Source organism: Brasilonema angustatum, from assembly GCF_059505445.1.
Window position 1 is genome coordinate 1 of sequence record NZ_JCACKO010000034.1, and the last position, 10,614, is coordinate 10,614.

Consider the following 10,614-nt stretch of genomic DNA (forward strand, 5'->3'; position numbering starts at 1 on the left):
AAACGTCAGTCGGTTTAAAGTTAAAAACTGGCTAACTTTGGGAGTCGCCAGTTTCTAGTTCTACAGATGGAAAGCTCTTCGTGCTGGAAGGGCTTTTTACTATTGTATTGTGTCATTGCATTGTCCCCTTCCGCCATTCGTGATAAGTTAAGCAGAGTGGTTTAATTATCAAACAATCACAACCTATTAGGCAAAAAACTAAAAGTTTGCGAGTAATCATCATTAGCGATCGCCCACCCCTCATCTGGTGCAATCACCCCATTGGTTTTGTCATATAATGCTTGACGGCGACGTAAGACGACTATAACTGAAGTGTACCATGTGTAAGTTCTCGGCTTAATACCATCCCGGCGTTAAGGTTTCCATGCTGGCTCAGGTAGTCGCTTGATACCCGCTTGCTTTTCAAAAGATGCGGGTTGATAGATTGGGGTTATTTCAGCGTTTGCAAGAGCTTTTTGCCTTTCAACCCTATAGAACTCAGCTTCTACGATTCCCGCGTCAACCCAAGCTTTTTTGAGGGGCATCTGCGTACATCTGCAACGTGGGTGGATGGGTGGGCGGATACCGTCAGACAATCTGTAAGTTTGCAAATGTCTTGCCAAACAGTAACCGCAGATGATTTTGTCTGATATTGCCACCCAGGTTACCCACTCAATATCGGCTTGAGAGTAACGTTGTACAGCCGCATCATTGTAAGCTGCGATCGCTTCATATCTGGCTATGGACTCAGCCCTAGATTTTGTCACTCCTAGCTGCTGCTGCAACGGCTGTAAAACGCGCTGAATTCCCCATCCCTGTACAATGCCCTGCGAGATGATGTTGGTAGCTGTGTCGGCAAAATTGTCGCCATATCTAAGCAACCTTTGATAAGTACTCTTAGCACTGGCTGCGACCGCTTCAATGGCGATATCAGACAAAGGTTTAAGTTTCTCGTTACCTAGCGCTTGAGCAAAAAGCCCAGCGACATCAAACCCTGCGTTGGTCGTGTCTCTGAGAATCTCGCCAAATATCGCCTTGTAACTGTCGGCTTTGTCGGGGTTTACTATTTGCAGAAGTCCGCCTAACTCTCTAAATATCAAAGCGCGGCGCTGGGATTGCAACAAAGTGGCATTGCTAGAGATATTGCTATAACTTTTGACTAAATCTTTCTCTAATGCTCCATAAGCAGTTTCTAGGGCACGGTTTAAGCGAGCTATTGCTTTATCTTCCATGCCTTTGATTTGCTCATCGTATCTAGCAGCAATTGTTAGTACTTCTTGCGACATTTTTAATCTCCACATCCCGTTAACGTAAAGTTACGGTAACGGGAAATTAACGTCTTTGATAGTGCCTGAATAGTTGCTTAAGTATTGCCTCATACAACTTAGTCGGGACGCCATTCCCAATTATAGAACCAGCTACTCGTGTTTCTTCTGGCAAGATATACCAATGCGGCATGGTTTGTAGCATCGCCATGTCTTTGATTGACAACGTTAACCAGTCGCCTTTATACCAAACATCAAAGAATGAGCGACGATTGCTGCCATGTGAATCTGAAAACAAAGCGCAGGTTATAACTGGTGCGGATTCCCAAAAATGTTTGACTGCTAAATTCTTGCCGTGATAGCTTCGCTTTTGTATCAGGAAAGTGTAAGAATCAGGGTAGCATGTGCGTACTGCATTTAATGCATTGATTTGTGCTGGCGATGGACAGATTTCTTTCATGGATTCAATGCGATCGCCTAAAACCTCTCCCCAACTAACAGGACGCTGCATCGGAGGTAAACCCACAGGTGTTCCATTGCGGCAACACGTCAAAAAAAGACGCTCCCTGCGCTGTGGGACGCCATAAAAGTTTGCATTAAGCACGTCATAAGTTATGCTGTAGCCTAGGTTGCTGAGTGCGCACATAATTAGTTTTATAGATTCTGTGGCAAAGTAACCCCTAACCTGCTCTAAAGTGAAATAGTATGGTCGTAGCGCGGTTATCGCATTCACTATACCAATTGCCGCTTTTAAGTCTTGCTCTGTTTCTTTCCCCTCAGAATTAGCTGCCGAAAAGTTTTTGCATGATGGGCTGGCGTGCAAAAGCATCCAGTCATCTCCCATGTAAGGAATCCAGTTCACTGATTCTACTGGGGTTCTTAAGAGTTCTGTACTTGGATAGTTTTTTGCGTAGCAGTCGGCGATCGCAGTTGATAGCTCAACTCTGCCTGGGTCATACTCTACCGCTAGATCTGTCTTTAAACCCATTTCATGAATAGCGGTGTCTAGGACACCACCACCGCTGAATAATACAGCAATTTTGCTCATAACTGTCCTCTGTTATTTTACTGATTTTTTAGTTCGTGTTTTTGTGGGCGCAGTTGGTATCTCTACTGGCTTAGGTGGGCAAAGAGTATTAGGATTAATTGGCTCTATAGTGTGTTTAAAAATCTTGAAATCAGTCCAGCCCTGCCTACGCATCATCATAATTACTTCCGTCACTTCTTCCAGCGATCGCAATTCTCCATCTGTCGCTGTCCGCACCCATCCTGGGCTGCTCACATGGTCGCCTTCCCACCAGTGATAAAGCTTATAAACTGTTAATTTGCTCATTTTATCTGGATTTAATTTCAACAATTTCTTGACCTTTCCAAATTCTTGCAGCTCGCTCTTTCGCAGTTTTTTGGGTCAAATCATCACACACAACAAATATGCGATCATCTTCCTTAATCGCATGATTATTAGAAATGAATGCCGCATATAACTCTACTTTTGGCACAAATACAAAATACTTTTTCATTTCCTTCCCATCACTTTATGCCTTTAATATGACATAATGGGCATAAAACGTCAAGTTCTGGTTATAGTAAAGTTACGGTAACCGGGAGATATCATAGTGCAAGAGGTAGGGATAAAAATATGAACGATTACAGTAATGCTTTAGAGTTTTTAGGGAAGCAGGAAGGTGGTGCTGAGCACAAAGAAGCAGTGCTAGCTTATGTAAGAGTTGTACTGGAGGAAAGTAAAGATAAGCAAACTAAATTAAGAGATGCGACCGCAAAGCTTAAGCGATTAAGTGAAGTGGCTGGCGGCACCGAAGAGGAGTTAGAAAATAAATTATCTGATTTGCAAAGACAGGTCAAGGAATTGACCACAGAGCGTGATAAATTAAAAACTACAACAGAAGCCGATACAAAAGAATTAGAGAAATTCAGGGCTGAAAAAGTACAGCGAGAGAAAGAAACTAAGATGAAATCGCTTGCTGAGAAAGCAGGCGCAGATTACGAAGCTTTTAATCAATTATTTAGCGATTTGCCTGTAGAACTTGTGGGCGAAACCGTAACGGTGAAAGAAGGGGAAAAATCTTTGAGTCTGGACGAGTATTTGCAAGCACAGCCTGCGTGGAAGAAAGCTGCACTATTTTCTAACCAGCAAGAGAGCCAAAACAACAAATTACCGGGTGCGCCACCAAGCGGAAACCAAGCCAGGGAAGGTGGCTACTTAGGGGATGCTTACATCAATAGCCGTTATAACCCAGCACGCTTTGGCAAAAAATGACTCGTTATCGTAACGTTACAGTAACGAGAGGAGATCGCTCTTGACTAAGAACTAGCAGTAAGCTAATGTAATGTCAATGGGCGATCTGGGTAAGCCTAAAAACCAGGTATATTACTGTCTTGGCAGTTAGCAGGTCTAGCGCGGCAGTAAAGAACGCCACAGATGGGTGGCAAATAGCTAAAACCTGAATTGAAGCGCAGATGGGCGCAACGTGGCGATCTGGGTAAGCCTAAAAACCAGGTATATTGCTGAAATGGCGAAGCAGCAAAGAATGTTACAGATGGGTAGCGCGAGCCGATGTAAAGCTTTTGGATAAAGCGATGTCAAGCGCAGGAATGAGAAGTTTTCCGGTAATAGTTACCGCGTATCAAGCATGGCTTGGGGAGGCGGCAAACTACAACACAATGATGCCGCATGGTGCCCAGATCAATCCGGTAGGGATAGATCCAATAGATAAGGTGACTTTAACAGTATCGGGTGCGATCGCCGCAAATGCCACCAAAATTATATTGACTCAGCCGCTAAACAATTCGCTGGGCATTCAATCTGGGATGACGCTGACGTTCGGTTCTACATCAGTCATCACTAGCGAGTGGACATCTCCAGCCAGCAAAGAAATATTGATATTCCCATCGTCAGGGACAATTGCAGATGCAGCGACTTATGCATTTCCAGGGTATGGAGCACGACCAATCAGAGATGGTATTGCTGTAGGCAGAACATTTGCTGAGCGCGATGCTGGTGCAATGTTTGGGTTGGCGGACGCTAACGATGATGAGATTTACCTTGTTGCTTTCCCGAAACCAGATGTAATACATGATAACGATATAGATCTGATTCGGCATGGTACAAGAATTAGAGAAAACTACTTACCAAACTTTTCAACGTACGCAGCCGGGTTACAAACAAAACTGCGCAATTCTTATCAAATGTATTTAGCGGCTTAAGAGAGAAAAAATGGCTTTTAGTACACTTCAAGACGTTATAACTCTCCTCTCCAAGCCAGGACGGGACGGGTTTTCTGATTTCGATAAGCTGACAATCAGCCCAATCTTACAATTCGGGACTGATGATCAGCCTTATCTACTTCAAACCTTGCTGCCAGAGCAATTAAAGCCCAAAAATCAATACACAGAAGGTGCAATAGAGTACATCTCTTCATTAGCAAAAGCAGGTAGCAGTTACTCGCCAACCGACATCAACAAAGGTGGAAACCGCGTGGCTATGCTTGATGTCAAGCTTGGATTTACTAATCAAAAGGATGTACTTGATGTTGCATCCTATGAGACTATTCACGATATCTTGCAACTATCTGGTGATTCAGCAAACTCCCCAGGATTGCAAGAAGCTGCTGAGCGCCTATTGAATTGGACAGAAAATAACATTACCAAGCCAATGATGGACTTAAATGAGGTCTATCGTTCGCAGGCAATTCTTGATGGTAGAGTCAGGAGGCGTGGAGCGAATGGTTATTCGGAGGATGTCATCTACCCAACTGCGCCAGGACAAAGAATAGATGTTCCTGGTGGAACAGTTGGTGCGCCAGCGGGATGGAATAACACATCCGGTTATGATGTCGTTGCTGATGTCCTCAACATCCAAGCGGCAGCACGCCAAAAGGGCTTGGAAATTGTCCGCATGATTTCTAACTATGATGTGAAGATAAAATTCATGCGGAACGACGTGGTGAGATCCCATTTCTTTGGGGTAACACTGCGACCAACTCAGCAAAATGATGGCATAGCTGTAGGCAGTCTCCCTGCGATTATTGATGAGGATGCTGTAGATGTACTTTTGCGCGGATATCGCTTGCCGCGATGGGAAACCTACGACAAAACTTACAACCAACGGAACCCAACGACAGGGCTGCTGGAGCAAAAACGCTACTTTGATCGCACCAACCCAACTAACGGTAAAGAATATGACCCCATCTTATTTGTTTGCCGCACCAACCGCAACATAGTTGTCCCCTTACCTAATCCTATAGGGCAAGTCAACCTAACCAACGTTCTGGGCTACTATGCTATTGGTCGCTGTGTAGGTCATCCTGCGCCAGGTAGAATAATGAATCGCTTACTGGAAGATAGTTTGCATCCGCCTAGCTTTACCTGCGAGTTAATCCAGGAAGGCTTGCCAGTTTTACAATCACCCGAATCTTTCTTTGTTCTTAACGTGTACCGTCCATCAGCGGCTTAACACTTCCAGGGCTAAAAGCCACTGAGTTCCTAAGCTCCCGCGAGGTTTTTATGATTCATGAAGGTGCTGAAGTTGTCAAAGTTACAAATATCATTGTTTCTTTTATCGAGTACAAGTTGGTAAATGGCGATGATACTTACGAGACAAAAGTAACAAGTACAATTCGGACTAGAATTGATGAAGTGATGGGCATCCTCACCTTAGGTATTGGGGTGATGCAATCATGCCCAGATGCATACTTAGACCCACAAGCCACGGAGAACTGGACAAATGCAGATTGATTTAGAACGCCCAGTGCTGTACAACGGGAAAACGTTTTATCCTGACGAGCAAGGGAAAGCGGAGGTTCCGGAGGAGGTAGCGATCGCATTAGGTCTTATTAAACCTCCCACTTCTGACACTCCCACCAAAACCCAATCATCAACTACCAAAAAGTGATGCCATTAACAACCATCGCTACTGCAATTGATGCTTTTGTCAAAATCCCCGCTGTTGCCCAGCTTTACGAAGATTCAGACCTCGCTCATGTAGAAAATATTCTCGTTTCTACAGCAGGCACCTTAAAGCAAGGAGGAGTAGGATATCGCATCTATGCTGCTGCCAAAGCTTACCTAGGTACGCATCCTGAACTTAGATTTGTAGAAGTTCATGATGGAACCAAGATTGGCAATATTGATGCGCTATTAAAATCTTTTGACGCTTTACAAGCTCAGGAAGACAACAATCTCTTTACAAAAACCGCTTTTCGCGTGACACCATTTATAACAACTAGTGTACGCAAATTCGCTGAGCCATGAGAAAAATACTGGGGTCTAGAAAAGTTTTCGAGCACGCCACCATCACCTTTGGGATAATCGAACCCACATGTGATTTGGACGAGCGTGGTAACTTTGCTCAAAAGAAAACCACAATAACCTTGGTGGCGCAGATAGATCGCAGTGGCACCAGCACTGGCAAGCAAGGAGATACTGAAGCTTACGCTACCAGTGAGCGCTTGATGAGTGGGCATTTGGTACAACCAACTAAAATGCCATCAGGCTTAGTCCCAGGCATTATTGGTCGGATTGAATTTCCAGATGGAGAGATTAATAATTGTCGCTTGTTACCGTCTTCTCAGATTTCATGGAAGATAATCAAATGCGATCGCATTAACTTATCCGTTGGTGCTGGTGCTATAGCTCGTCAAACCTAACTCCCGTTACCGTAACGTTACCATAACCAATGGCTGCAACTTTTACCGTCAAAATAAACGAAAAAAGCCTGGGAAATTTCCGAGGGTTGCCGGATCAGATAAGGAATATGCGCAAGCCCATGCAAAATGCTCTTGCTTATCTGGAAGCGGAAACCAAGAAACAGTTTGTATCCGAAACTGACCCAGATGGTCGTGCGTGGGCAAGTTTAAAACCCAGCACTTTGGCGAGGAAGAAAAGCGGAGCTATTGGGAGAGAAACGGGTGCGATGATCAACTCTATCTTTACCAGGTTAACGGGAGATCTGCAAGGAGAAATTGGTTTAAGCGTTGAGTATGCGCTTTACTTCAGCGAAGGAACAGAGAAAATGGCAGCGCGTCCAATCCTGGGATTTAATAATACTAGAGAAGCAAAAGTGATGTCACTTTTTGAGATCTATATAGGAGATCTTGTGAGATGACGCAGTGCATAGGTGGAGATCCATCACCGGATAGAAACGAATATGCGGATATTGACAAAGCGCTTGCCGAAAGGTTGGAGCCACTAAGAGAGTATGTAGAAGGGGAAAACGTTTTAGTTCGCGCTTTGCCGGATTTGGCGGCAGGGTTCAGCGATCGCACCGATTCTGGCGACATCTACTTTGTCCTTTCCCAAGGCGAAGCTAACCGGGATGAGCGCACCAGAGTATTGCTTTCTGAGACTTGGCAAATCACCTTGGTAGTGATGCTTCCTAACCGTTACAGCAAGGCAGGAGTCTACGACGTTTTTAAGCGAGCCAGAAATCTTTTAGTCGGCTTTACTCCTCCTTATGCTCTCCAACCTATCGGTGCACCAGATTGGCGATTTAATCGCGATCAAGCACATTGGGTGATAGAAGCTACCTTTCCTTTTGATGTTTGCATACTTGACACCTCTCCAGATGAGGAGGATGAACCCACAATTACTGAGTTAAGGATTCAAGGAGTATCTTACACGGAGGTTGTAACCAGTGCGAATTAAATGGAAAGTAGAGACATATGCAACAGTTGAAATTAATGGTGAGATGACTCAACTATTATTTGACGAGGAGTACGAAGTCCCAAAAGATTCTGAGTATTTCCAGGATGCGCTTACTAGAGGATGAGCTGTTGAAGTTAAGGAGGAAGAATAATGGCGCTAACAAAAGGAGTCATCATTTACCCAGGCACTACAACGCCGATACTGTAGGGTCAATGACAGCAATCGAGCGAATTGCATCCGCCACAGCGGTCGCCGCAGTAACCACCGCATCAGTGTTTTGTCCTGGGGCTAAGATAAAATTGGGGATATCCTTATAGAGAGATGGGATATCTTTGATGAGGTAGATGCCCGTGCGAGCGCCTGTTGTGTCAGACCCCACAATACTGGCGGCATCAGCAACCTTGATAGCGTAGATGTTATTGCTACCGTAACGTATGAGTATGTCTAAATTGCGGGGAAGAGTATCCCCTGCCGCGTGTGCGCCAAACTTAGCAGTGGCGTCGGCTGCGCTTGTCACTTTTTGGATTGTGTTGTTAGGAACCGTAGCATTAGTTGCTGTGCCTATTATGGCGAGAGGCAAGCTATTACCGGACAGATGGGGATAGCATTGCCAACATTGTCACAGCACGCGCTGGGAATACAGGCATCGGGCAGGATAAAGAACGCTTGATAGTTACTTACCCCTACTTAAATAACGCAGTCACTCCAACTATCCATGAACCTCTGTCCACGCACTTAGCGGGTACTGTAGCCAAAAATGGAGATTATGGTAAAACGGTATCATCACAACCGTTGCTCGGTATCTCCACGCCTAGTGTATCATTGTCTATGAGTGTTACTGATGAGAGCTCCGATACTAGCAAGTTACTGGGAGCAGGGGTGATTACAGTTATGAACGATGACAATATACCTGGTGGATTTGAAACTTGGGGTGATCGCAACTCCACATTCCCCAGTAGTTCAGACGTTCGTTCCTTTATCCACGCTATCCGCACAGAAGATGCAGTCATGCAGAAAGCAATATCTCGTGCGCGGAAATTTATTGATTTACCTAGTAACTTAATGACAGCAAACATGGCGACATCCTCTTACGATGCCATGTTCTTTGAAATGGCATCGTAAGAGGATTGCAGCGCGGTTCGGCGCAATGGGACAGCACTAACAGCAATATTCTTGCTGGTCGGCTAAAACACATCTTACAATTCCAACCCAACAACATGGTGGAAATTATGGAACTCGCTGTGAGCATAGGAGGTTAATTATGGCATCACCATCAACTTATGAAACAAGAGGTCAGTGGGCATGGTCAATTATTGGTGGTAGCGGAACACCTGCTATAGCAACGGGAACAGCTTCAGAACTCACCATTGAAGGGTTAGAGCGTGAGATTGACCAAGATAGACGTCCTGGGGCAGGAGGTGCGCTAAGCTATGGCGGAGACTTTAACCCCATCACTGCAACGGTTAGTTTAATGAGCATCACCGATGGAGTTAGAAGCGCAGCGATGGAATCTGTGTGCTCAAATGCAACAATAAATGCATCTGCTATTTTTCAAAATGTAAGAGATGCATGCGATATCGGTACGTACTCCATATCTATGCGCGGTATCCTGATTAAGTACCCTATTGGGTGGAAGTTCAGTACAGATAAAGGGGAGGCGGAGTTAGTACTAGGTGTGAACTATCTCACAGAAACATTTAAAGGTAAAACATTTACCTATAACCCTGATGAAATGGAATGGATATGGAATGGCACAAACTTATGGGCAAACCGGAAGTTAGCTTTGGGGATGTAGAAATTGCGTTGATTGCAATTCATCAGAATTGAAAAAGCCTCGCCTTAAGCTATACTGCGTGTCTTCAGACCGCAATATGGCTTAACGCGATTCCTTTTTGTAGCCAGCTTTTATAAGTAGTGATCGCTTCATCGTTATCGTAACGTTATGGTAACCAGAAATCAATTTATAATGACTGTAGCTGTTTGTATATAGTGACATGACTACTGAGGCGATCGCATCCACAAACTCCGTTGTTCTTAGAGACGGTTCGCTCATTTTTACTGCTAAACCTTTGTGTGCATGGGCTTATTTCCTGTTTATTGAAAAATCACAGATGCCCGGAGAAACTGGCAATCCAAGAGCAATAGGTTCTAGATTAGCGCAGGCATGGTTGTTTAGCGAAGCTTACACACTAAATAGCGAACCACTTACTGAAATACAATTGAATATCCTTAGTTTGACAATGCGCGAAGCTAACAGATTGCTGGTTCCTTTAACAAGCATTTCTGTAACAATTGATATACTGGATGATGCGGATACATTAGCAGAGTCTACACACGTAAAGATTAAAGATCATGAGTATACGATGCTTCCAATTCCGTGGGAAGCGGCGGATAAGTGGTTAGCGGATGTTAGAGTTAGTGTTGCTCAAGCTTATAAGAATATGGCTAAGGGATATATTCGCCGTGATGGCGATCGCATCACTGATGATATGTTTAACAACCCTGAAATCTTAGGAATACAGGAGGGCAAGCTCTTTTTTGAGTGGGTAAAGTATGCAGTGAACTAATACCTGAGCGGTTAACCATCTTGAGAGTGTGCAAGTATATGGGCTGGTCGCTAGTGGATTTACAATATTTTAAAGATTTGCATCACTTGAATGAGTGGCTTATTGAAATCATCAAAGAGATGAAGCGAGAGCAGCAAGAA

At 44.4% G+C, this 10,614-nt stretch carries 18 protein-coding genes; 13 read left to right on the forward strand and 5 right to left on the reverse strand.

What is annotated here, in order from left to right; translation table 11 throughout:
• Positions 1-353: 353 nt before the first annotated feature.
• Genes AC5JM2_RS08380 through AC5JM2_RS08395 form a run of 4 tightly spaced genes read right to left on the reverse strand, consistent with a single transcriptional unit; the run spans position 354 to position 2,764 of the window.
• Positions 354-1,265 carry a minor capsid protein gene (locus AC5JM2_RS08380; protein ID WP_495834437.1) on the reverse strand — a complete coding sequence of 304 codons (912 nt, stop codon included), beginning with the start codon at positions 1,263-1,265 and terminating at the stop codon, positions 354-356.
• 46 nt (positions 1,266-1,311) lie between these two features.
• Positions 1,312-2,292 carry a DNA cytosine methyltransferase gene (locus tag AC5JM2_RS08385; protein WP_495834438.1) on the reverse strand — a complete coding sequence of 327 codons (981 nt, stop codon included), beginning with the start codon at positions 2,290-2,292 and terminating at the stop codon, positions 1,312-1,314.
• A gap of 12 nt (positions 2,293-2,304) precedes the next feature.
• The gene (locus AC5JM2_RS08390) at positions 2,305-2,577 is read right to left on the reverse strand and encodes a hypothetical protein (RefSeq protein WP_495834439.1); all 273 of its coding nucleotides are present in this window, start codon (positions 2,575-2,577) and stop codon (positions 2,305-2,307) included.
• A gap of 1 nt (position 2,578) precedes the next feature.
• The gene (locus AC5JM2_RS08395) at positions 2,579-2,764 is read right to left on the reverse strand and encodes a hypothetical protein (RefSeq protein ID WP_495834440.1); all 186 of its coding nucleotides are present in this window, start codon (positions 2,762-2,764) and stop codon (positions 2,579-2,581) included.
• A 119-nt stretch (positions 2,765-2,883) separates the two neighbouring features.
• Between AC5JM2_RS08395 and AC5JM2_RS08400 the strand changes: the two genes are divergently transcribed.
• From AC5JM2_RS08400 to AC5JM2_RS08445, 10 genes are all read left to right on the forward strand, one after another.
• The gene (locus AC5JM2_RS08400; protein WP_495834441.1) at positions 2,884-3,522 is read left to right on the forward strand and encodes a hypothetical protein; all 639 of its coding nucleotides are present in this window, start codon (positions 2,884-2,886) and stop codon (positions 3,520-3,522) included.
• A 320-nt stretch (positions 3,523-3,842) separates the two neighbouring features.
• Positions 3,843-4,469 carry a hypothetical protein gene (locus tag AC5JM2_RS08405; RefSeq protein ID WP_495834442.1) on the forward strand — a complete coding sequence of 209 codons (627 nt, stop codon included), beginning with the start codon at positions 3,843-3,845 and terminating at the stop codon, positions 4,467-4,469.
• Positions 4,470-4,479: 10 nt separating this feature from the next.
• Complete coding sequence (locus AC5JM2_RS08410; RefSeq protein WP_495834443.1) at positions 4,480-5,718, forward strand: hypothetical protein; 1,239 nt, start codon at positions 4,480-4,482, stop codon at positions 5,716-5,718.
• A gap of 50 nt (positions 5,719-5,768) precedes the next feature.
• Positions 5,769-5,999 carry a hypothetical protein gene (locus AC5JM2_RS08415; RefSeq protein WP_495834444.1) on the forward strand — a complete coding sequence of 77 codons (231 nt, stop codon included), beginning with the start codon at positions 5,769-5,771 and terminating at the stop codon, positions 5,997-5,999.
• On the forward strand, positions 5,989-6,156 hold the full coding sequence (locus tag AC5JM2_RS08420; RefSeq protein ID WP_495834445.1) for a hypothetical protein: 168 nt from the start codon (positions 5,989-5,991) through the stop codon (positions 6,154-6,156). Before AC5JM2_RS08415 ends, AC5JM2_RS08420 begins: the two co-directional genes overlap by 11 nt.
• A complete protein-coding gene (locus AC5JM2_RS08425; protein ID WP_210612020.1) occupies positions 6,156-6,515 on the forward strand; it encodes a hypothetical protein in 360 nt (119 codons plus the stop codon). Before AC5JM2_RS08420 ends, AC5JM2_RS08425 begins: the two co-directional genes overlap by 1 nt.
• On the forward strand, positions 6,512-6,910 hold the full coding sequence (locus tag AC5JM2_RS08430) for a hypothetical protein (protein WP_495834446.1): 399 nt from the start codon (positions 6,512-6,514) through the stop codon (positions 6,908-6,910). Before AC5JM2_RS08425 ends, AC5JM2_RS08430 begins: the two co-directional genes overlap by 4 nt.
• Before the next feature lie 29 nt (positions 6,911-6,939).
• The gene (locus AC5JM2_RS08435; RefSeq protein WP_495834447.1) at positions 6,940-7,368 is read left to right on the forward strand and encodes a phage virion morphogenesis family protein; all 429 of its coding nucleotides are present in this window, start codon (positions 6,940-6,942) and stop codon (positions 7,366-7,368) included.
• Positions 7,365-7,907, forward strand: a complete 543-nt coding sequence (locus AC5JM2_RS08440) for a hypothetical protein (RefSeq protein ID WP_495834448.1) — start codon at positions 7,365-7,367, stop codon at positions 7,905-7,907. The genes AC5JM2_RS08435 and AC5JM2_RS08440 overlap by 4 nt, the downstream gene beginning before the upstream one ends.
• Positions 7,897-8,031: a hypothetical protein gene (locus tag AC5JM2_RS08445; protein WP_495834449.1), complete on the forward strand. Its 135-nt coding sequence runs from the start codon at positions 7,897-7,899 to the stop codon at positions 8,029-8,031. Before AC5JM2_RS08440 ends, AC5JM2_RS08445 begins: the two co-directional genes overlap by 11 nt.
• A gap of 63 nt (positions 8,032-8,094) precedes the next feature.
• On the opposite strand, the gene AC5JM2_RS08450 is transcribed toward AC5JM2_RS08445, so the two are convergent.
• A complete protein-coding gene (locus tag AC5JM2_RS08450) occupies positions 8,095-8,424 on the reverse strand; it encodes a hypothetical protein (protein ID WP_495834450.1) in 330 nt (109 codons plus the stop codon).
• Between the two features lie 35 nt (positions 8,425-8,459).
• On the opposite strand from AC5JM2_RS08450, the gene AC5JM2_RS08455 reads away from it, so the two are divergent.
• The 3 genes from AC5JM2_RS08455 to AC5JM2_RS08465 all read left to right on the forward strand — a co-directional run bounded on the left by AC5JM2_RS08455 (position 8,460) and on the right by AC5JM2_RS08465 (position 10,474).
• On the forward strand, positions 8,460-9,029 hold the full coding sequence (locus AC5JM2_RS08455) for a hypothetical protein (protein ID WP_495834451.1): 570 nt from the start codon (positions 8,460-8,462) through the stop codon (positions 9,027-9,029).
• Positions 9,030-9,168: 139 nt separating this feature from the next.
• Positions 9,169-9,702: a hypothetical protein gene (locus tag AC5JM2_RS08460; protein WP_495834452.1), complete on the forward strand. Its 534-nt coding sequence runs from the start codon at positions 9,169-9,171 to the stop codon at positions 9,700-9,702.
• A gap of 199 nt (positions 9,703-9,901) precedes the next feature.
• Positions 9,902-10,474 carry a hypothetical protein gene (locus tag AC5JM2_RS08465; RefSeq protein ID WP_495834453.1) on the forward strand — a complete coding sequence of 191 codons (573 nt, stop codon included), beginning with the start codon at positions 9,902-9,904 and terminating at the stop codon, positions 10,472-10,474.
• The last annotated feature ends 140 nt before the right edge of the window (positions 10,475-10,614 follow it).

Coding starts and splice junctions, on each gene's coding strand:
- AC5JM2_RS08380 (WP_495834437.1), bottom strand. CDS start 1,265: ATGTCGCAAGAAGTACTAACAATTGCTGCTAGATACGATGAGCAAATC.
- AC5JM2_RS08385 (WP_495834438.1), bottom strand. CDS start 2,292: ATGAGCAAAATTGCTGTATTATTCAGCGGTGGTGGTGTCCTAGACACC.
- AC5JM2_RS08390 (WP_495834439.1), bottom strand. CDS start 2,577: ATGAGCAAATTAACAGTTTATAAGCTTTATCACTGGTGGGAAGGCGAC.
- AC5JM2_RS08395 (WP_495834440.1), bottom strand. CDS start 2,764: ATGAAAAAGTATTTTGTATTTGTGCCAAAAGTAGAGTTATATGCGGCA.
- AC5JM2_RS08400 (WP_495834441.1), top strand. CDS start 2,884: ATGAACGATTACAGTAATGCTTTAGAGTTTTTAGGGAAGCAGGAAGGT.
- AC5JM2_RS08405 (WP_495834442.1), top strand. CDS start 3,843: ATGTCAAGCGCAGGAATGAGAAGTTTTCCGGTAATAGTTACCGCGTAT.
- AC5JM2_RS08410 (WP_495834443.1), top strand. CDS start 4,480: ATGGCTTTTAGTACACTTCAAGACGTTATAACTCTCCTCTCCAAGCCA.
- AC5JM2_RS08415 (WP_495834444.1), top strand. CDS start 5,769: ATGATTCATGAAGGTGCTGAAGTTGTCAAAGTTACAAATATCATTGTT.
- AC5JM2_RS08420 (WP_495834445.1), top strand. CDS start 5,989: ATGCAGATTGATTTAGAACGCCCAGTGCTGTACAACGGGAAAACGTTT.
- AC5JM2_RS08425 (WP_210612020.1), top strand. CDS start 6,156: ATGCCATTAACAACCATCGCTACTGCAATTGATGCTTTTGTCAAAATC.
- AC5JM2_RS08430 (WP_495834446.1), top strand. CDS start 6,512: ATGAGAAAAATACTGGGGTCTAGAAAAGTTTTCGAGCACGCCACCATC.
- AC5JM2_RS08435 (WP_495834447.1), top strand. CDS start 6,940: ATGGCTGCAACTTTTACCGTCAAAATAAACGAAAAAAGCCTGGGAAAT.
- AC5JM2_RS08440 (WP_495834448.1), top strand. CDS start 7,365: ATGACGCAGTGCATAGGTGGAGATCCATCACCGGATAGAAACGAATAT.
- AC5JM2_RS08460 (WP_495834452.1), top strand. CDS start 9,169: ATGGCATCACCATCAACTTATGAAACAAGAGGTCAGTGGGCATGGTCA.
- AC5JM2_RS08465 (WP_495834453.1), top strand. CDS start 9,902: ATGACTACTGAGGCGATCGCATCCACAAACTCCGTTGTTCTTAGAGAC.